This window comes from Abyssibacter sp. (genome assembly GCF_964229365.1).
In the GTDB taxonomy this organism is placed as follows: domain Bacteria; phylum Pseudomonadota; class Gammaproteobacteria; order Nevskiales; family OUC007; genus Abyssibacter.
This window is the reverse complement of the sequence record NZ_CAXRDQ010000028.1, coordinates 1-20564: the sequence shown is the minus strand read 5'-3', so window position 1 is coordinate 20564 and position 20564 is coordinate 1. Positions and strand designations below refer to the sequence as shown.

Sequence of the window (20564 nt, the reverse complement as noted above, 5' to 3'; positions counted from 1 at the left end):
ATGGATATTCGCAAGGTCAAGAAACTGATCGAGTTGTTGGAGGAATCCAACCTCGCCGAGCTGGAAATCACCGAAGGTGAAGAGTCGGTGCGCATTAGCCGCTACTCCACCACCCAGGCCGCGCCTGCCGTGCATATGCCGGCGATGCAGGCCGCCCCGGTCGCGCCAGCAGCCGCGCCTGAAGCCGCTTCAGCGCCGGCCGCGGAGCCCGCCGTGGCCACCGGCCACATGGTCAAGGCCCCGATGGTCGGCACGTTCTACCGCTCCCCATCACCCAGCGCCCCGTCCTTTGTCGAGGTCGGGCAAACGGTGCAGGTTGGGCAGACGCTCTGCATCATTGAGGCGATGAAGATGATGAATCAGATCGAGGCGGACCGGTCCGGCGTGATCCGTGAAGCGCTGGCCGAGAACGAGCAGCCGGTGGAGTTCGACCAGCCTCTGTTCGTCATCGAGTAATGATAGAGAAGCTACTGATCGCCAACCGCGGGGAAATCGCGCTGCGCATCTTGCGCGCGTGCCGCGAGCTCGGCATCCAGCCGGTGGCCGCCTATTCCACGGCCGACCGGGATCTCAAGCATGTGCTGCTCGCCGATGAAGCGGTCTGCATTGGCCCGGCCAGTGCGACCGGGAGCTATCTGAACATGGCTGCGCTGATGAGCGCCGCCGAAGTCACCAATTGCACGGCCATCCACCCCGGCTATGGGTTCCTGTCGGAGAATGCGGATTTCGCCGAATCCGTCGAACGCTCCGGGTTCATCTTCGTCGGGCCGACCGCTGACGTCATCCGCACGATGGGCGACAAGACGGCGGCCATCGCCGAGATGCAGGCGGCAGGCGTGCCTTGCGTGCCGGGCTCTGATGGCGTGCTGCCGGAGGACGAGGACCAGATCAAGACGATCGCGGAGCGCGTGGGCTACCCGGTGTTGATCAAGGCCGCCGCAGGTGGCGGCGGTCGTGGCATGCACGTGGTGCAGAGTGAGGCGGCGCTGATCTCCTCAGTAAACCTGGCCCGCCAGGAAGCCCAGGCGGCGTTCGGCAATGGCGCGGTGTTCCTGGAGAAATTCCTGCAGACACCCCGTCACATCGAGTTTCAGGTGCTGGCAGACAATCATGGCAACGTCGTGCATCTCGGTGAACGCGACTGTTCGCTGCAGCGCCGCCACCAGAAGGTGGTCGAAGAATGCCCGGCACCCGGCATCACCGACGCCCAACGCAAGGAGATCGGCTTTCTTTGCACCGAGGCCTGCAAGCGCATCGGTTATCGGGGCGCGGGCACCTTCGAGTTTCTCTACGAGAACGGGTCGTTCTACTTCATCGAGATGAACACCCGCATTCAGGTCGAGCATCCGGTCACCGAAATGGTGTCGGGCGTGGACTTGGTCCGCGCACAGTTACGCGTGGCCTCCGGCGAACCGCTGGGCTTCACCCAGGACGACATCCGCATGCGCGGGCATGCCATCGAATGCCGAGTCAACGCCGAACACCCGCGATCCTTCGTGCCCTCGCCCGGCGAGATTCGGATGTACCACCCGCCCGGCGGTCCCGGGATCCGCGTCGACTCGCATCTGTACTCGGGGTATCGCGTACCTCCGCATTACGATTCCATGGTCGGCAAGCTGATCGCGCATGGTGACTCGCGTGAATCCGCCCTCGCCCGCGTGCGTCAGGCGCTATCCGAGATGGTCGTGGAAGGAATCCAGACCAACCTCGAACTGCATGAGCAGATCATGCGCGATCCCGGCTTCGTCGCTGGCGGCGTCCACATCCACCACCTCGAAACGCTGTTGCGCCAGTGGCAGGACTAGGCACGTCGCGCGGCTGGCTGGAGATCACCGCAACCGGCGCCGACGCCGAAGCCCTGGAAGATGCGTTACTGGACGCCGGCGCGCTGGCCGTCACGCTGACGGATGCGGCTGATGTGCCGATTCTGGAACCCGAGTTGGGCACCCATCCCACCTGGCCAAGCACCTGCGTGACCGGCCTGTTCGGCGCCGACGCCGACGAAAGCCAAGTGCTGGAGAGTGTGCGCACGCTGATCCCCGAGACCGAGATCGGCCCCTGGTCGGCCTCCCGATTGGAAGATCGGCAATGGGTCCGCGCCTGGCTGGATCACTACCACCCGATGACGTTCGGCGAACGCCTGTGGATTTGCCCCACCGGCCGCGAAGCGGATATCCCGGCCGACGCCGTCGCGGTCCACCTGGATCCTGGCTTGGCCTTCGGCACCGGCACGCATTCCACGACCGCCCTGTGTCTGCGCTGGCTGGACGGCATGGCTTGCGAAGGCACGAGTGTGCTGGACATGGGGTGTGGGTCCGGCGTGCTGGCCGTCGCCGCGGCACGGCTGGGTGCCTCCCGTATCGATGGCGTGGATATCGATCCTCAGGCCGTGCAGGCCACCCGCGACAACGCGCAGCGCAATGCGGTGACGGTGCAGGCCTGGTTGCCTAAGGATGCCCCGACGGACAGCCGCTACGACATCGTGATCGCCAATATTCTGGCGGCGCCACTGATCACCATGGCGCCCGCGTTGGCCGCACGCCTCCGCCCTGGGGGACACCTGGTGCTGGCTGGTTTGCTCGAATCCCAGGCCGAGGATGTCATCGCGGCCTATGCGCCCTACCTGCCGCTGCGCATTGGTGCGGTGCACGATGGCTGGGCGCGCTTGCAAGGTCACATCGACAAATGAGCGCCAAGACGCTGACCTGCCTACGCATTCTTCGCATGGGCCTCGCCCTGTAAAAACCACTGGCCGGATCACGCTTGCGCTCACCATCTGCAGCGCTATGATCCGCCGTCTTTTCCGCAATGACCCTCAGATGCCGAGCGGGGAGTTCGGCACGCCCTTTGCGGGTTGTTGCACTCCTTGATTCATCGCCTGCTGAGAACTGCCCGACCGCTTTGGCTCCATGAAAAACGGCTCCGCACCTCTCCGACCGCTGCGTGAACACGTGGCGGATAGCCTGGCTCACTACCTGGGCCAGTTGAACGGCCACGCGCCTTGCGACCTCTACCAGATCGTACTCGACCAGGTGGAGGCACCCCTGCTCCAGGCCGTGCTCGAATACTCCGAGGGCAATCAGTCGCGTGCAGCCGAAATCCTCGGCCTGAATCGGGGCACCCTGCGCAAAAAACTCAAGGCACACGGACTCCATCAATGACCTTAGCGCCCACTGTTGTGCGGCGCGCCCTGCTCAGTGTTTCCGACAAGACCGGCATCGTCGATCTGGCCCGGGAACTCGCAGCGCGCGATATCCAAATCCTCAGCACCGGCGGTACCGCCCGGACGATTCGGGAGGCCGGCTTGCCGGTGACCGACGTGTCCGAGGTCACCGGGTTCCCCGAGATCATGGATGGCCGCGTCAAGACGCTGCATCCCAAGATTCACGGCGGCATTCTCGGCCGGCGTGGTCAGGATGACGCCGTCATGGCGGAGCACGGCATCACCGGCATCGATCTGGTCGTGCTGAACCTCTACCCCTTCGAGCAGACGATCGCGCGACCGGGCGTTAGCGATGTCGATGCCATCGAGAACATCGACATCGGGGGGCCCGCCATGCTGCGCGCGGCCGCCAAGAACCATGCGCATGTCACCGTGGTCGTCGACCCTGCCGACTACGCGGCATTAATCGAATCCCTGCCTGCGGGCGGACCCGACCAAGCCATGCGCCGCGCTCTGGCCGCCAAGGCCTTCGCCCTGACGGCGCGCTACGACGGCGCGATCGCCGGGTACCTGACCCGCGACGCGGGCGACGATGCCCAGACCGAACTGCCGAGCACGCTGACGCTGCAGTTCGAGCGCGTGCAACCGATGCGCTACGGCGAGAACCCGCACCAGTTCGCGGCGTTTTACCGCGAGCGCCATGCACCGGGCGGCACGCTCGCCACGGCCAAGCAACTCCAGGGCAAGCCCCTGTCCTTCAACAACGTCGCCGACTGCGACGCGGCTGTCGCCTGTGTACAGGCGTTCGACAGCGCGACGCCGGCCTGCGTCATCGTCAAGCACGCCAACCCCTGCGGGGTGGCCGTGGCGGGAACACAGGCAGACGCGTACGAGGCAGCGTATGCCACCGACAGCACCTCGGCCTTCGGCGGGATCATCGCGTTCAATCAAACCGTCGACGCGCCGATGATCGAGACCATCCTCGACCGCCAGTTCGTCGAAGTCATTGCCGCGCCAGGCTTCACCGCCGCAGCAGTGGACGTACTCACGCGCAAGAAGAATGTTCGCGCGCTGGCGCTGGGCGAGGCCGCACCCCAAGCCGCCGCCATGGACTACAAGCGCGTGGCCGGCGGATTGCTGGTGCAAAGCCTGGACAGCGCCGGCTCGCAGACTGACTGGAGCGTCGCCACCGATCTACAGCCCGACGCCGACACCTTCCGGGATCTCGGCTTCGCCTGGACCGTGGCCCGGTTCGTGAAATCCAACGCCATTGTCTACGCGCGCGGCGCCCGGACCATCGGCATCGGCGCGGGGCAGATGAGTCGGGTCGACAGCGCGCGGTTGGGCGTGGACAAGGCCGCCCGCGCCGAACTGACCGTGCAAGGTGCGGTGATGGCCTCCGATGCCTTCTTCCCATTTCGCGACAGCATCGACGCGGCGGCAGCCGCAGGCGTCCAGGCGATCATCCAGCCGGGTGGCTCGATCCGGGACGATGAAGTCATCGGCGCGGCCAACGAGCACGGCATCGCCATGGTGCTCACGGGGCGTCGTCACTTCCGTCACTGACGCATTCGGAGCACCGGCGTCATGCGCGCTGAACGGGGACTGACAACCACCGGGGTGGTGGCGTAGCCTGAACGGTGACTGTCACCCTAGCGAGGCCCCCCATGGCTCGATTGCACACCCTTCTGATCGGCAGCGTGCTGGCCGTTGCCTGTACCGCCTCATTCGCCGCCACGACCACCGGCTCGCGTATCGACCGTGAGTCCGGCGAGGCCTGTGGCGCACACAACGTCAAGGTCATCACTCGAGATGATCTCGAACGTTCGGGCGCCCTCACCGTGGCTCAAGCCATCCAGCGCGCGCCGCGCCGCGCCGATACGGCGCTGCCGGAATGCCGGGACAAGCCGAAAAGCGACGCAACGGACGCCGAGGCGGCCACCGGCTGAACAGGCCGGCGGCCTAGCTCAGGCAGCGGTCGCCAGCGAGGCGCCGGCCTTCGAACCCGCCTTGGCTTCCGGCTCGCAGGAGGTATGGCGCAGGACACGCCCCATCTGCTCCAGGCCGAGCGTGTCGCCGTGCTGAGCACCGGACCAGGCCACCTTGCCGGCGATGAGCGTAAGCGTCACGACGCCGTCGGAGCGATTGACCATCTGGTCGTTCTGGAAGGCATCGCGATGAATGCGGCGCGTATGCGCGTCGGAGTCATAGGCCTGCAGCGCCGCGGGATCGACCAGAATCACGTCCGCCTGCTCGCCGACGTCCAGCCGGCCGGCGCGCACCCCGAAGAAATCAGCCGGGTCCCGCGTCAGCCGTTTAACATGCCAGGCGACCCGATCCAGCCCATCTTGCTGAGCCATTTGCAGCCCCCGCAGGTTGGCGTCGTAAAAGGCCATGTTGGTCAGATGCGCGCCCGAATCGTTGAAGCCGGGCAGCACCAGCGGATTGAACAGCAAGTCCTTGACCACGGCGGGGTCACGATTGGCCGAAACCACGTACCAGCGCAGGTCGAGGTCGTATGTGCGGAACAGATGCAACATGAAGTCGGCTTCGCTGCCGATGGGCGCCGGAAAGGCTGCGAACACATCGGCCTCGGCCTGAGACCGCGCACCTTCCTGGCTGGCTTGCCAGCGCGCTAGGCGGTCAAAGACCTCCTGAAATGTCGTGCCCTTCCACAGGGCGTCGACATCGCCGGGCACCTGCACGAACACCATGTCTTCCAGGCGGCGCCCGAAGGCCATGCGTTCGCGCTGGAGACGGCGCGCGAGATTCGCGAGGTTGAAACCGGACTTGCCGTAGTTCCACATCTTGCGGAAGCGACCCTGAAACGCGGGATCGTTCAGCAGCCGCATGCGCGCGTCACGATCATCCAGATCCGGCTCGTTGAGCTCGCGCAGCTCGTCGATTTCTTCCGCCAGCGGATTGATCGGACCATCCCAGTAGACCTTGAACGGTGCCGCCAGCGCCTGAAAGCGGAAGTGCCCCTTCAGCAACCTGGAGTTGAGCAGCCGGCTCAGCAAACGCCCGAGCTTGGCGATGCCTTTGTTGGTGGCGATGTCCAAGGCCGCCACGGCGGTGATCTTTAACGGTTTCCCGAACAAGCGGCCGCTGGTCAGCAGGAAGTTACGCAGCACCTGTGGCGGGCTGTCCTTGGGCGGCGTCGCCTGCCAGACGCGGTCATGACGGCGCACGACATGCGTGAGTCGTTTCAGCTCCTTGTAGCTGCCCCACTGGCGCGGGATCTTCGTCCGTCGATGCGGGTCGTTGGCGAGGTAGTGAAACGGTAGCGCGTCCGTGGAAAAGCCCGGATAACCCTCGTGCATCGCCCGCTCGATCAGCGACTCCATGCGCGCGAGTTCAGCCTCCGTCGGGTAACGCGTGACCGACTCGCGCAGCCCCATGACCTCGGCGCGCAGCATCGAGTGCGGCAGCAACGGAACCACATTGGGACCCAGCGGCAGGGCATCGAAGTGCGACAGGTAGCCCGCGGAATCGCTCCAACGCACCTGATCGACCACCCGGGTTAACACCGACTTGGGAATGTTCTCGACACGCGCAAAGCAGTCGACAATCGGATCCTCGCCATTGCGCCGCTGCGAACCGAAGGCCAGCCCCAGCGAACAGTTACCGAAGACCACGGTCGTCGTGCCATGGCGGACGGCTTCCGGCAAGCCGGGCGCGAGCTCGACCTCCAGGTCAAAATGCGTGTGGATATCCAGCAGACCCGGCATCAGCCACCGGCCGTCGGCGTCGATGACCACCTCGGCCTGCTCGGCTGGCAGTTCCGCACCGCGGGCGGCGATGCGCCCATTGAGGATGGCCAGATCTTCGCGTGTGGGCGCAACACCAGTGCCGTCAAACACCAGCGCATTGCGAATCAGGGTATCCCAGCGTGCCGTCTCACTCATGAGGGTCTCCTTGCCTCAGACTGCTGAAGGTACGGAATGCACTCTAGCGCCCCCATGCCTGGGCTGCTGTCGTAGATTCGGCCCAGCGACCCCGTGCACGCTGACCGTCAGCCGGCATACATCGCCTCGATCTCAGCAGCATATTTTTCCGTAATCACGCGGCGCTTTTTCTTCATTGTCGGCGTCAACTCGCCGCCTTCAACGGAAAAGTCCTCCGCCAACAGGGTGAACTGCTTGATCCCCTGCACCCGCGCCAGTCGCGTATTCGCGTCATCGATCTGACTGCGGAACCAGCTGACGAACAACGGACAGGCCGTAGCCTCGGCCGGCGTTCGGGCCGGGCTGCCCGCCGCACGCGTCGCCGTGCCCAGCGTTTCCGGATTGAGTGTGAACAAGGCGGACATGAACTTGCGGCGGTCACCAATGACCGCCACCTGGCTGACGCCCGGGATGCCGGCGAGCTGGCCCTCCAGCATCTGCGGGCTCACATTCTCACCCCCGGCCGTGATGATCAGCTCCTTCTTGCGATCGGTGATGTAGACGAAGCCGTCATCGTCCATGTGACCCACGTCGCCCGTGTGCAGCCAGCCATCGCCGTCGATGGTCTCAGCCGTGGCCTCGGGATTCTTGTAGTAGCCCAACGCCACCTGCGGACCGCGCAGCAGGATCTCGCCGTCCTCCGCAATGGACACTTCCGTCCCCGGCAGCGCCCGGCCGATCGAGCCGGAGCGGTTCGACCCCGGCATGGACAAGGTACCGCCACCGGTGGATTCCGACTGCCCGTAGACCTCGAGAATGGTGATGCCGAGCGATGCAAAAAAATCGACGGTGCTCTGCGCGATGGGCGCTGCGCCGGTCATCGCATAAAAGCATCGATCCAGGCCCAGCGCCGCCTTGAGCTTGGAGAAGATCAGCCGTTCAGCCAGCGGATAGGTCCAGGGTCTGCGTGCGCCCGTCTGATCAGCCTGAGCCGATGCGCGCCCAACCCCCCGAGCCCATTGCAACAGGTGCTTCTTGACGCCGGTCGCCTCGGCCATGCCGGCCTCCAGCTTGGCCTGGATCTTCTCCCAGACCCGTGGGACGGCGACAAAGAAATGCGGTCGCACCTCCTTGAGATTGTCGCCCAGCGCATCCAGCGATTCGGCGAACCACACGGTCTGACCGGCAGCAAGCGAGACATGCAGGGTCACGTTCTGCTCGGCGATGTGGCAGAGCGGCAGATAACTGATGACCTCATGACCCCGCTCGATGCCCACGGCGTCGCGCGCGGCCTCGCCGGTAAAGGTCAGGTTGCGATGCGACATCATCACGCCCTTGGGATTCCCGGTGGTTCCCGAGGTGTAGATCAGCGTGGCCAGGTCGTTGGGCTTCAACGCATTGATCCGGTGTTGCAAGCTGTCTTCGGTGACCTGATCGGCATAGGTCTGCAGCGCCCCCCAGGTCAGCACGCCCGGCGCGTCGGATTCGCCACCGATCAGCACGATCGTCTTCAGCTTCGGCAATTGGTCACGGACTGCCAGCACTTTCGCCAGCTGCGCTTCGGAGTCGACCAGAACCATGGACGAGTCGCTGTGGTCGATGACGTAGGCGCATTGCTCGGGGCTGGACGTCACGTAAAGTCCGGCCGGCACCGCCCCCGCCGCGACAGCACCCAGGTAGGCCGTCACCCAGTGCTCGCTGTTACCCGCCAGCAGCGCGAAGCCGTCGCCAGGCTCCAACCCGGCGCCGATCAGGGCCCGGGCCGTGCGGCGCACATTCCGGCGATATTCGGTCCACGATGTGGCCTGCCAGACGCCATTCACCTTGGTTTTGAGCGCCGGAAGATCGCCACAACGGGCGGCGGTCTCCTCGAACACCTGCATCACGGTTCGACTCATGCTTGTCTCCACCTCTAGTTGTTGGCGGTCGTGCATGCCGCCTTATTGTGCAATGTCACCCGAGCCTTGGGCGGGGTCAATCCTGGCGGATTATTCCGGCGCCTCGGCCCCCGGCTTGGCGATCGCCCGCCAGATCAACTCGAACAGGGCATCGGCCCGCGCCGCCAAGGGTTCTCGCATGCCGCGACTCAGCCATTGTGAAATCACCCGCGCGGCCACCCCGTAAAAAACATCCAGCAAATCCCGCTCGTCCACTTCGTCGGTCAGCACGCCGGCCGCCCGCCCCTCCGTCAGCACCTGGATGAATACGTGCGTGAACTGCGGCTGGCGTAGCGCTGGCTCCCGGCTCCAGGCGTTGAAGTAAATCGCGTTCTGCATCAACAGGCCGACCTTGGGATTGCGGTCGTAGAAGTCCAGCAGCACCCAGAACACCTTGCGCAACCGGTCCTTGTAAGTCTGGATGCCCTGCAGGTGGTCCAGCATGCGCTCGGTCACCTGCGCCATCCAGTGATCCAGTCCCGAGTACAGCAGCGCCTCCTTGCTGCCGTAATACTTGTAGAGGGTCTGCAGGCTCACCCGCGCCTCGCGGGCGATTTCGGCCATGCCGACCTTGTGAAATTCCCGCGTGGAAAAGACGTTGAGCAGGGCCTCTTCGATACGTTCGCGTGTCCTGGGGGCCAGGCCGCTGAGATCTGGAATCGCATTATCTGGCGTCATGGTAATAAACATTACCTGATTGACCCTGGCGACACCAGATACGCGCTTGTCGCGCATTGCAATTCGCTAGCGTATGGCATAGCTTTCGCCCAGCTCATCTATGCGGCTGGCGCCAACTCGCGACGAGCCACATGGGTAATCAATATTACCATTCGGCCGAGCATAGCTCGTGGAGATCCCCATGACCGACGCCTACGTGTTCGACGCCTTGCGCACGCCTCGCGGCAAAGGCAAGAAAGACGGCTCCCTGCACCAGATCGCACCTGTCGATCTGCTCAAGAACGTGATGGTGGAGTTGCGTGACCGCCATGCGCTGGACACCAGCCAGGTCGACGATGTGGTGCTGGGCTGCGTCACCCCGGTGGGCGAACAGGGCGCCGACATTGCCCGCACCGCGGTGATCTACGCCGGTTGGGACGAATCAGTGCCCGGTGTCACCCAATCCCGCTTCTGCGCTTCGGGCCTCGAATCGGTGAATCTGGCCGCGATGAAGGTGAAATCAGGCGAGGAGCATCTGGTCGTCGCCGGCGGCGTTGAATCGATGAGCCGCTGGCCGATGGGTTCCGATGGCGGCGCCATGGTCATGGACCCACGCGTCAACGCCAAGATGGATTTCGTGCCGCAGGGCATTAGCGCCGATCTAATCGCCACGCTGGAGGACTTTTCAAGGGAGGACGTCGATGCCTTCGCGGTTGAATCCCAGCGTCGCGCGGCCGCCGCCCAGGAGGCCGGCCACTTCAAGCGGTCGGTCGTGCCGGTCACGGACGATGTGGGCCTGACCGTACTGGATCACGATGAAACCATCCGCGGCACCACGACGGTCGACACCCTCTCCGGCCTGAAACCGTCCTTCCAGCAAATGGGGGTGATGGGTTTCGACGCCACGGCGCTGCGCAAGTACCCGACCATCGAGTCCATTCGGCACGTGCACCACGCCGGCAATTCGTCGGGCATTGTCGACGGCGCCTCGGTGGTGCTGATCGGCTCCAAAGACAAGGGCAGCGAACTCGGATTGAAACCCCGCGCCCGCATTGTCTCCACCGCGGTGGTCGGCACCGAACCGACCATCATGCTGACCGGCCCTGGCCCGGCATCACTGAAGGCGCTGAAGAAGGCCGGCATGACCCCGCAGGACATTGACCTGTACGAGATCAACGAAGCCTTTGCTGCGGTCGTGCTGCGCGCCATTCGCGATCTGGACATCGACCCGGCGACCGTCAATGTCAATGGCGGCTCCATCGCCATGGGCCATCCCTTGGGTGCCACCGGCGCGATTCTGCTGGGCACGCTCATCGACGAACTGGAGCGGCAAGACAAGTCCACGGGGCTGATCACCTTGTGCGTCGGCGGCGGCATGGGCATCGCCACCGTCATTGAACGCGTCTGATCCGATTGCCGACCACGCCGTGCGTCGCGCGGACGGCGTGACTTCGACCGACCCCATAAAAGCATCCAACGGAGGCGAACCGTCATGGTGGCCAACCTGAACGACAATCCCGAGTCCCCCATCCGCTATGAGGTCGATGCCGATGGCATCGCCGTGATCACGCTGGACATGCCCGGCCGCTCGCAGAACGTACTCAACGAGACGCTGACCGAACCGTTCCAGGCGGTTGTCGAGCAGGCCTACGGCGACGACACCGTCAAAGGTTTGGTGATCACGTCAGGCAAGCGGGATTTTCTCGCCGGCGCCGACATCGACGGGCTGTACCAGATGACCGACCCAGCCGAGGTCGTGGCCATGTCCGACGGCTTCAAGGCGCTGCTACGACAGCTGGAGACCGGTGGCAAGCCGGTGGTCTGCGCGCTCAATGGCTCGGCGCTGGGCGGCGGCCTGGAGATGGCCCTGGCCTGCCATCACCGCATTGCGCTGAACAATCCCAAGGCGAAGTTCGGCTTGGTCGAAGTCAAGCTGGGGCTACTGCCCGGCGGTGGCGGCACCCAGCGGCTGCCGCGCCTGATCGGCATTCAAACCGCCCTGCCCCTGCTGATGGAAGGCAAGGAGTTGCGTGTCGATGCCGCCAAGGCACAGGGCCTGATCGATGAAGTGGCCGACACCCCGGACGACCTGATCACCAAGGCCAAGGCCTGGGCGAAGGTTAATCCGAAGGCAGCGCAACCCTGGGATGAGAAGAAGTTCAAATACCCCGGCGGGGACGCCAAGCATCCCGCCGTGGCGCAGATGCTGGCGATCGCACCGTCGATGCTGCGGGCCAAAACCCACGGCAACTTCCCCGCCACGCTGCACATCATGGCCAGCGTCGTCGAAGGCTCGCTGGTCGATTTCGAAAACGCACTCAAGATCGAATCCCGCTATTTCGCGGCCTGCGTCGTGTCGCCGGAAGCGAAAAACATGATCACCACGCTGTGGTATCAGCTCAATCACATCAACAAAGGCGGCTCACGACCCGACGGTTATGACCGCGCGCGCTTCTCCAAGGTCGGCATTCTCGGCGCGGGGATGATGGGCTCGGCCATCGCCTTCGTCAGCGCCAAGGCCGGCTTTGATGTCGTGCTCAAGGACGTGTCGCAAGACGGCGCGGACAAGGGCAAGGCGTACTCCGAATCACTGGTGAAAAAAGCGGTCTCCAAAGGCCGCATGAGCAAGGAGGACGGCGCAACACTGCTGGACAAGATCCTCCCCACCGGCGATGTGCAAGACCTGACCGGCTGCGACCTGATCGTCGAAGCCGTGTTCGAGGACCGGGGGCTGAAAGCCAAGGTGACGCAGGAGACGGAGGCGGTGATGGACGCGAGCGGTGTGTTCGCGTCCAACACCTCCACCTTACCGATCACCGGCCTGGCGGAGCCATCGGCGCGCCCGGATCAGTTCGTCGGGCTGCACTTCTTCTCGCCCGCCGACAAGATGCCGCTGGTGGAGATCATCAAGGGTGAACAGACCAGCCCCGAGACACTGGCCCGCGCCTTCGACTACGTCCAGCAGATCAAGAAGACCCCGATCGTGGTCAACGATTCGCGCGGCTTTTACACCTCGCGCGTGTTCTCCACCTACATCATGGAAGGCATCGCGTTACTGACCGATGGCCAACATCCACGCCGCATCGAGGTCGCCGGGCTCAAGTCCGGTATGCCGGTCGGCCCGCTGGCCTTGCACGATGAGGTCTCGCTCTCGCTGTCGCTGCACATCATGGATCAGACGCGCAAGGACCTGGAGGCCGCCGGCAAGCCTGTGCCGGAGCAACCCGGCTATGCGCTGATCCGCAAGATGGTTTCGGAACTGGATCGCCCCGGCAAAAAGGCCGGCCGCGGCTTTTACGATTATCCCGACGGTGGCAAAAAGCAGCTCTGGTCAGGACTCGCAGAACACTGGCCGGTGGCGGCCGAGCAGATCCCTGAATCCGAGATCATCGAGCGCATGCTGCTAACCCAGGCCAACGAGACTGTTCGCTGCCTGGAGGAAGGCGTGCTCGAGTCGGTCTGGGACGCCAACATCGGCGCCATCTTCGGCTGGGGTTTCGCGCCATTCCAGGGCGGCCCGCTGCAATACCTCAATGCCTATGGCCTGGACAAGGCGGTGGTACGCCTGCGCGAGTTCGCCGAGCGATATGGCGAACGGTTCACACCGGCCGAACGGCTGGTCGCAATGGCCGATGCCGGCCAGAGCTTCGAGCGCGTCCCCGGCTAGCCCCATTCCCTAAACCTCTGCGTTGGTGTTCTCACCAAGGAGTTAACAATGTTCCACTCGATCATGATGGGCATGAAGAATGCCGGGATGCTGCCTCGGCTGTCGGACACCGAACGCCAGGCGCTGGAAGCCGGCGATGTCTGGGCAGAAGGCGAATTCTTCGGCGGAAATCCGGACTTCAAGAAATTGATGAGCGAGGCCTATAACCAGCTCACCGCGGAAGAGCAGGCGTTCATGGATGGCCCCTGCGAAGAGCTGATCCAGATGTGTGACCCCTGGGAGATGTCACGCACCCGGCAGGTTCCGGATGCCATCTTCAACTACATGGCGGACAACGGTTTCTTCGCCCTGCTCATCCCGAAAAAGTACGGCGGCAAGGGTTTTTCCGTGCTTGCCCGCTCGACGATCATGGCCAAGATCCAGGCCGCCGGCGGCGCCGTCGCGGCCATTGTGGTGATTCCCAACTCGCTCGGGGCTGCCGAACTCACCGAGAAATACGGCACCCAGGAGCAGAAGGACCACTACCTGCCCCGTCTGGCCAAGGGTGAATACATCCCCTGCTTCGGCCTGACCGAACTCACCGCAGGTTCCGACGCCGCCTCGATCAAGGCCGACGGCGTGGTTTTCCGCGACGACGATGGTCATCTGAAGGCGCGGATGAGTTTCTCCAAGCGCTATATCACGCTGGCACCCATCGCCAACCTGATCTCGCTGGCTGTACGCCTGCGCGACCCCGACAATCTGCTCGGCAAAGGCGAGGATCTGGGCATCACGGTCATGTTGCTGCACAAGGGCATGGACGGTTTGTCCATTGGGCTGCGCCACGATCCGATGGGCGTGAGCTTTCACAACGGCCCAATTTACGGCGAGAACGTCGTCGCCCCGCTGGCCAACACCATCGGCGGCATCGACTACGTCGGCAAGGGCTGGAAGATGCTGATGGAATCGCTGGCCGGTGGGCGGGCGATCTCGCTGCCGGCGTCTGCCGTGGGCGGCGCGCGCATGCTGGCCTCCGTGACCGGCGCCTACTCCATGGTCCGTGAACAGTTCAATATGCCGATTGGCCTGATGGAAGGCCCGCAGGCCAAGGTCGCGCGACTCGCCGGCCTGCAATATCTAATGGAGGCGGCCCGCGTGTATTCCTGCTCCGCGGTGGACGCGGGACATGAGCCACCGGTGGTCTCGGCCATTCTGAAACAGCAACTCACGGAATTGATGCGCTCGCTGTCCATCGATGCGATGGATGTCATGGCAGGCGCGGCCATACAGCGGGGACCGAACAATATCGTCTCCGATGCCTACATCGCCGCGCCGATCAACATCACCGTCGAGGGCGCCAATATCCTGACCCGCACGCTGATCATCTACGGCCAGGGCGCGAATCGCTCGCATCCCTATGCCCGCAAGCTGGTCGAGTCGGTGGAGACGGAAGACACCACCCGCTTTCGCAGCGCACTGGTCGGCTGGGTGGGCGGCATGGTCGTCAACTTCGGCCGCAGCATCGCCCGCTACCTGACCCGTGGCTTTACCGCCGGCTCACCGGTCTCCGGCGAAACGGCGACCTACTATCGCCGGCTCGGTTGGGCTTCCACCCGGTTCGCGATCCTGTCCGATCTGGCGATGATCTTCATGGGCGCCAAGCTCAAGGCCAAGGGCAACTTCACCGGTCGCCTGGCCGATGTGCTGTCGTGGATATTCCTCTGCACCGCGACCTTGCGCCGCTTCGAGGCCGAGGGCCGACGCGCCGAAGACCTGCCCATGGTGCACTACGCGCTGAACTACGGGCTCAAGGAGATTCAGGACGGTTTTGAAGGCGTTTACGCCAACTTCGAAGCCCCGGTCGTGGGCTGGTGGTTCAAGTCGGTGGGTGGCTGGTTGTTGCGGCTGAACCCGATTGGCAAAGGCGTGACAGACAACCTGCTGGCGCCGGCAGCCGCGGTCGTGCAGACCCCCGATGCACGTCTGGATGCCCAGCAGGCGGGGTTGTTCGTGCCGCAGGATATTGAGCGCGGCGCCGGCCGGCTTTATCACGCGTTCCGTCTGCTGCACGCCGTTCGGCCCGTTCACGCCAAGATCATCGCGGCGAGCAAGGCCAAGACGCTGCCCAAGGGTCACCCGGCTGAGCTAATCGACCTCGCGCTGGAAAAACAGGTGATCTCCGCCGACGAGGCCGAGCAGGCCCGCACCGCACGCCGCGTTCAGCTGAATTCCTGGGCGGTCGATGAGTTCACGCCGGAGGAGTATGTGCGCATCGGCTCGTCAACCGATGTCACCGAAGGCTTCATCGGCAAGGAAGCCCCTCGCCCGAAGTTGGTGGCCTCCGGCCAGGCCTAGCCTGATCGTTGGTCCTGCGCCCCGGCCTGCCCTGTCAGGCCGGGGCGCTTTTCGTTGCCTGCGCGTTTTCATTCCGGTGCGGGTTCGCTACGCTCAGCAACTCGTGATCACTTGGGACTAGCGATGAAACGCGGAGCATGGATAGCCATCGGCCTCGGGGCGACAGCCCTGATCGCCATTCTGGTGCTGGTTCAGTTCGGCGCCAAGCTGAGCAAGGGAGCACCTGAAGAAACCATCGCCGAAGCCCCGGCCCCGAAACCACCGGAGCCTAAGTATCCAATCGATGAGCCGAGACAGCCGGCGCGCGACACCACCACCGACACCGCGGCCGGTACCGACGAGGCTGCGTCCGAGCCACCACCTCTGCCCACGCTGGCGGACAGCGACCAGGCATTCCGCGACGCGGTCGACGAAGCCGCAGGCCCGACGGCCATCGAACGCTTTCTCGTTCCGGACTCGGTGATCCGCAAGGCCGTGGTCAGCATCGACAATCTGGACAGCGATCCGGTCTCACGCCGCTTTCGTCCGGTGGTGGAGGTGGAAGGCAGCGTGCCGGTGGTCCGTAGCGGCGACTCCATCCATCTCGATCCGGCCAACTTCAAACGCTACGAGCCCTGGGTCAGCGGCTTTATCAGCCTGGCACCAGACACGCTCGTCGACACCTACTCACGCTATTACCCGCTGTTCCAGGAAAGCTACCAGGACCTGGGCTATCCGGACGGCTATTTCAACGACCGCGTGGTGCAGGTGATCGACCACCTGCTCGCCACACCGGACATCGATGGCCCGATCACGCTCAAGCAGCCAAAGGTGTTCTTCGAGTTCGCCGATCCGAGACTGGAACGGCTGTCCTGGGGTCAGAAGGCCTTGATTCGGATGGGGCCGGACAACGCCGATGCCGTCAAAAAACAGCTGCGCGCGATTCGCGACGAACTGCTGTCTCGCGCCAGCGGCGAGTGAGCCGTCAGGCGGCCAGTTCGGCGATCAACTCGTCGCTGGCCCCCTGAGCCGAAAGCGCCGACTGGAGTGCCTCTTTCCACTCGGCGTTGGCATCTTCCAGCACCGAAGCGATGCGCTGGCGGCTGTCGGGCGACATCAACATCACCGCATCGGCCATCATCGGCCATAGCGCCTGTTGCTGGGCGGCCGAGAACGCACCTCGGATGACATCCTCAGATTGGGCCGCGATCAGGTTCGCCATACGCCCGCGCAAGGTGTCGGATGTGCCGTCCACCATCGCCAGGGCCTGGGGCCAAAGCGATTCGGCCTGAGCCGCAACGAGCGCCTGGCCCAGGCGCTCATCGTCCATACCGGCGATGATGGTCTCCAGCCGCGTCTTGCTTTCAATATAAAACCCGATGCGTAGCAGGTCGGAGGGCGCATCGATCGCATCCATAACCGCCGCGACGACAGCATCGCTCAGCGCATCGGCGAACTGCGCCATGACGATGTGTTCGCCATTGCGCTGCAGTTCTTTGGCCACGTCGACCACCCGGGCTGCGGGCATGGCGCGAATAATCGGCCCGCTCCGGCCGGGGTCCAGCGACAGGCAGACGGACGCGAGAAACGGCACCGGCAGTTTGTCGGCCAGTGCCAGCGCCTGCTTCGGTTCCATTTCACTGGCCACTCGCCCGGACAAGGTCGGACCGATGAATTTCTGTGTGAACTGGGCTGACAACCCTGTAGGCAACAAGCGCGTGGCGCTGGCCAGCTTGGCGAACAGACCCCGGTGCCGGCCGAACAAGGCGTTGGAGGCGACAGCGCGTGCCGCACGCAGTTCGGATTCTTCGCAGGCGGCCAATGCACCGAGATCCGAGGCATCACAACCGAGCACCCGGGCGAGCTTGATGCGCTCGGCTTGCTGTAGCAGCGTACTCATCGTTCAAACAGCTTTTTCACCGGCCCGCGCAGCAGCCTTGGCATGGCATCCAACATGCCCTCCATCGCCTGCTGGAGCTGACGTGCCTGTTGCGCCTGGGCAGCCTGCAACAGGCTCGCCAGGGTCTGCTGCGCATCGGCACCAAGACCAGCCAGCCGATCGAGATCGGGCTCGCTGACCGAGGCTGCCATCAGCGCGTTTCGGGTTGTCTCGTTCATGCAATCACTGAATCAGTCGGTGTATTAGAAATTGAACACGGCGTAGACGTTGTAGAAGTCACGGTCCTGTTCCAGGTTGTAATCGCCGCCGCCCATGTACCACTGGTAGGTTGCGCCCAGCGACAGGCTTTGCCCGATCTTGAACAGGTTGTTGAACGTGAGTGCCTTGCGCCGTTCCGTGAAATTCAGAATCGGTGACGGCGTCTGGCCCTTCACGTCATGGAACCACAACAGCTGTGGTTCATAGGTCACGCCCCGGAGCACTTCGTTGTACGTCAGCCTCAGCAGTGAGCGATAACCCCAGGCGAACTCCGTGGGTATGCCATCGCGCATCTGCGTCGGGTTCAACGTGAGCGTGCGATCCACGCCGTCAGGCACCTCGCCAGTGCCGTCTGCGCCCCAGGTGGGGTGGGTGAAGTCACCCGTGCCCAGAAACGCCAGTTCGCTGGGATCCGGCATGTCGTGGTGATACCAGAATCCGCCTTCCAGCAGGAACAGCACAGAATCCGCACCGAACGGGTTGCTCGACCAGATCCGCAGGCCTGCCAGCGATAGCTGCGACGCGTCGATCCGCTCGTAGCCGGCAATGTACTGATTCGGTTGCACCGTGATGTCGCGGTACTGGGTGAGCAGATCCGGCACCGCCGATCTCGCGCCCGGTACGGTCAGACCGATGCCGCCGACTCCGATCGGAATGTCTTCTTCGGGAAAGGCCGGCTGCAATGCCGCAAACACCACGTCCGCCAGGTTCACCTGCACGGGCAAATTCCGGCGGTGGGACAACTCGCCGGAGAAGGCCCAGTTTCCGATGTTCGGATTGAATGACAGGCCGAACATGTCGATGTCTTCGGGGTACTCCACCTGTAGCGCCATGGTGTCGACCGGCAGCGGTTCCAGCCCAAGCCCGGTGACATTGATCGAGCCATTGAAGCCGTTACAGGCCACCAGCGCGGTTGCGACATTGCCGGGCACAGCCGCATCCCGCGTGCAGGACTGGTCGGCCGCGTAGGCGCTCACAACCGGCAGGCGGCTGTGGTAATGCAGGTAGTAAAAACCCAGTTCGGTGCCGTTGTTCAGGTTGCTGGCGAAGTACGACAGGCGCAGGCCGAACTGCCCCTGGTTGCGTGCCTCGTTCTCCGGACGCACGGCCGCGGTTCGCGTCGAACTGGAGACCAACCCCGCGCCCGTCGCCGGAGGTGTGTACTGCCGATCCGGATCGTCGTTGAACTGACCCAGCGTGATCATCGCGTAGTCGGTCCCGCCGATCAGATCGTTGGTCGATAGAAAGCTGCCGGGCGACTGGATGCGCACCGGCACGTGTTCGAACTGGTAGACGAATTCCGCGGCGAGGCTGTCGGTCAATGCGGTCTGGAACACGGCCATGCCGGCGGGCTGGTTCACCTGCCCGAGTTCGAAACCCGGAAACCCGGCGATGGTGGCATCCAGCGGGTTGAGCTCATTGACGCTGTTGAACAGGGTCAGTGTAGCTTCGCCCCAGGGTACGACCTGGCGGCCGATCTGCACTGAGATCTCGCGGTCGAAAATATTGAAGTAGCGTTGGATATACAGTTCGCGCAGTTCGATATCCGATGCAAAATCGCGTTCCACGTACGCCGGTCGCGGCACGGACGCTTCCTGCCAACGGTCGTCAAAATGTGTCTCGTCAAAATCGACGTTCTCGGGATCGTAGAACGCCAACGCCGACGCCTTGAACTTGAAACCGGCCCAGTAGGCCGTGAGTTCCGGTGTGGCGTAGGTAGTCGCCGAGACGATATCGCCCTTGTCGTAGTTGATGTTGCCGTCGTCCAGGTTCACACCTGAATACAGGCCACGCGCATCGACAAGCTCCTGGTTTGGCTCGGGGTCTCCGGCGAATGACATGCAGTCATGCTCGACGCAGAGCTCCGGGTTGTTGGCGAGCTTGGAGATTAATCCCGGGTCTCGTTCCTGGGCACGCCACACCAACCCGCTGGTCAGCCGAGTATTCAGGTCGAACTCGACCGGACCTATCTCCCCGCTCACCGCATGTGCAGCGCCACCACTGAAAATCAGGGTGAATAACACCAACCGTCTAAGCATCTTCTCCTCCAACTTTGTCCGCATCCCTGTGGTCGCGGTGGCGTAATCGGCGAACAAGTACGCAGCCCGTTCGCTCAAGCCGGTAATATTGGCTTTGAAAACCAACGCACCGCAATGGCTTTGCCGACGCGGGTGACAGGACACTCTGATCAATTCGCCATTTTGACGTGCCGCTCAACCAGCAAAGCCCGACAACAAACAGCGCATTCGCATTGCGCTCCGGTTGCTATCGGATCTGGGACAAGGAGAACGATGGGGCAATTCTCTGTGACTCTGCGCAGCAGGGGGCCGGTGCGGCCCCTAAGGGCTGCCAGCTGCGTCACCATGGCAGGCGGCACTGCGGCGAAATAAATGTCAACAGATCCTAGCTACCACGACTCGAATGCCCTGACGCGCCAGGTCTACCAGGCCATGGAGCGCGCCGGCATTGATGCCGAGGCCTTCATGGCAGAACTGGGGCTAAGCCCCGAAGCCATCGAGCAGCGCGACCGCCGAACCCTGCACGAACGCATTCCCCACTTCTGGGAACGCCTGGAGCAGGAAACCGGCGACACCAACATCGGGCTACATGTCGGCCGGTTTCTGCCGACCTTTGGCGGCGAGGTGCTGGAGTATTTGTTTCTGTCGAGCATGACCTTCGGCGAGGGGCTGGATCGCGCGTTGCGTTATCAGGCGCTGCTGTCCGGCGCCGCAATGGGAAGTCTCTCCCTGGACGGTGAAACCGCGAGTCTGACCATCGATTC

The 20564-nt window shown here is 63.7% G+C and carries 17 protein-coding genes; 11 read left to right on the top strand and 6 right to left on the bottom strand.

Features of this window, described 5'->3' with window-relative positions; translation table 11 throughout:
- The 6 genes from accB (at position 1) to ACE1EY_RS04110 (ending at position 5112) form a co-directional block, all read left to right on the top strand.
- Positions 1 to 456, top strand: coding sequence for an acetyl-CoA carboxylase biotin carboxyl carrier protein (accB, locus tag ACE1EY_RS04135; RefSeq protein ID WP_291512278.1), 456 nt, complete (start codon positions 1 to 3; stop codon positions 454 to 456).
- On the top strand, positions 456 to 1805 hold the full coding sequence (gene accC / locus ACE1EY_RS04130) for an acetyl-CoA carboxylase biotin carboxylase subunit (protein ID WP_291512277.1): 1350 nt from the start codon (positions 456 to 458) through the stop codon (positions 1803 to 1805). The genes accB and accC overlap by 1 nt, the downstream gene beginning before the upstream one ends.
- Complete coding sequence (prmA, locus tag ACE1EY_RS04125; RefSeq protein ID WP_291512276.1) at positions 1793 to 2689, top strand: 50S ribosomal protein L11 methyltransferase; 897 nt, start codon at positions 1793 to 1795, stop codon at positions 2687 to 2689. Before accC ends, prmA begins: the two co-directional genes overlap by 13 nt.
- A 220-nt stretch (positions 2690 to 2909) precedes the next feature.
- Entirely contained in the window at positions 2910 to 3161 is a 252-nt protein-coding gene (gene fis / locus ACE1EY_RS04120; RefSeq protein ID WP_291512275.1) for a DNA-binding transcriptional regulator Fis, read from the top strand.
- Entirely contained in the window at positions 3158 to 4729 is a 1572-nt protein-coding gene (gene purH, locus ACE1EY_RS04115; RefSeq protein ID WP_291512274.1) for a bifunctional phosphoribosylaminoimidazolecarboxamide formyltransferase/IMP cyclohydrolase, read from the top strand. The genes fis and purH overlap by 4 nt, the downstream gene beginning before the upstream one ends.
- Positions 4730 to 4830: 101 nt before the next feature.
- Positions 4831 to 5112, top strand: coding sequence for a hypothetical protein (locus ACE1EY_RS04110; protein WP_291512273.1), 282 nt, complete (start codon positions 4831 to 4833; stop codon positions 5110 to 5112).
- Positions 5113 to 5130: 18 nt separating this feature from the next.
- Here the strand turns inward: ACE1EY_RS04110 and ACE1EY_RS04105 are convergent, their stop codons facing one another.
- From ACE1EY_RS04105 to ACE1EY_RS04095, 3 genes are all read right to left on the bottom strand, one after another.
- Positions 5131 to 7071, bottom strand: coding sequence for an amidohydrolase family protein (locus ACE1EY_RS04105; RefSeq protein ID WP_370299556.1), 1941 nt, complete (start codon positions 7069 to 7071; stop codon positions 5131 to 5133).
- Positions 7072 to 7178: 107 nt separating this feature from the next.
- On the bottom strand, positions 7179 to 8948 hold the full coding sequence (locus ACE1EY_RS04100; RefSeq protein ID WP_291512271.1) for an AMP-binding protein: 1770 nt from the start codon (positions 8946 to 8948) through the stop codon (positions 7179 to 7181).
- Between the two features lie 90 nt (positions 8949 to 9038).
- The gene (locus ACE1EY_RS04095) at positions 9039 to 9665 is read right to left on the bottom strand and encodes a TetR/AcrR family transcriptional regulator (protein WP_291512270.1); all 627 of its coding nucleotides are present in this window, start codon (positions 9663 to 9665) and stop codon (positions 9039 to 9041) included.
- Between the two features lie 181 nt (positions 9666 to 9846).
- On the opposite strand from ACE1EY_RS04095, the gene ACE1EY_RS04090 reads away from it, so the two are divergent.
- The 4 genes from ACE1EY_RS04090 (at position 9847) to ACE1EY_RS04075 (ending at position 16605) form a co-directional block, all read left to right on the top strand.
- Positions 9847 to 11052, top strand: a complete 1206-nt coding sequence (locus ACE1EY_RS04090) for an acetyl-CoA C-acetyltransferase (protein ID WP_291512269.1) — start codon at positions 9847 to 9849, stop codon at positions 11050 to 11052.
- 84 nt (positions 11053 to 11136) lie between these two features.
- Entirely contained in the window at positions 11137 to 13311 is a 2175-nt protein-coding gene (locus tag ACE1EY_RS04085; protein WP_370299555.1) for a 3-hydroxyacyl-CoA dehydrogenase NAD-binding domain-containing protein, read from the top strand.
- A 48-nt stretch (positions 13312 to 13359) separates the two neighbouring features.
- Positions 13360 to 15645: an acyl-CoA dehydrogenase gene (locus tag ACE1EY_RS04080; protein ID WP_370299554.1), complete on the top strand. Its 2286-nt coding sequence runs from the start codon at positions 13360 to 13362 to the stop codon at positions 15643 to 15645.
- Between the two features lie 123 nt (positions 15646 to 15768).
- On the top strand, positions 15769 to 16605 hold the full coding sequence (locus tag ACE1EY_RS04075) for a DUF3014 domain-containing protein (protein ID WP_291512266.1): 837 nt from the start codon (positions 15769 to 15771) through the stop codon (positions 16603 to 16605).
- 4 nt (positions 16606 to 16609) lie between these two features.
- Here the strand turns inward: ACE1EY_RS04075 and ACE1EY_RS04070 are convergent, their stop codons facing one another.
- The 3 genes from ACE1EY_RS04070 to ACE1EY_RS04060 are packed head-to-tail and all read right to left on the bottom strand — an operon-like array spanning position 16610 to position 19821.
- Positions 16610 to 17524: a hypothetical protein gene (locus ACE1EY_RS04070; protein ID WP_291512265.1), complete on the bottom strand. Its 915-nt coding sequence runs from the start codon at positions 17522 to 17524 to the stop codon at positions 16610 to 16612.
- Entirely contained in the window at positions 17521 to 17742 is a 222-nt protein-coding gene (locus ACE1EY_RS04065) for a hypothetical protein (RefSeq protein ID WP_291512264.1), read from the bottom strand. The genes ACE1EY_RS04070 and ACE1EY_RS04065 overlap by 4 nt, the downstream gene beginning before the upstream one ends.
- A gap of 24 nt (positions 17743 to 17766) precedes the next feature.
- Positions 17767 to 19821: a DUF1302 domain-containing protein gene (locus tag ACE1EY_RS04060; protein WP_370299553.1), complete on the bottom strand. Its 2055-nt coding sequence runs from the start codon at positions 19819 to 19821 to the stop codon at positions 17767 to 17769.
- 351 nt (positions 19822 to 20172) lie between these two features.
- Here ACE1EY_RS04060 and ACE1EY_RS04055 point away from each other — a divergent pair.
- On the top strand, positions 20173 to 20564 hold a 392-nt coding region (locus ACE1EY_RS04055; RefSeq protein WP_370299552.1), incomplete at its 3' end, for an AraC family transcriptional regulator ligand-binding domain-containing protein.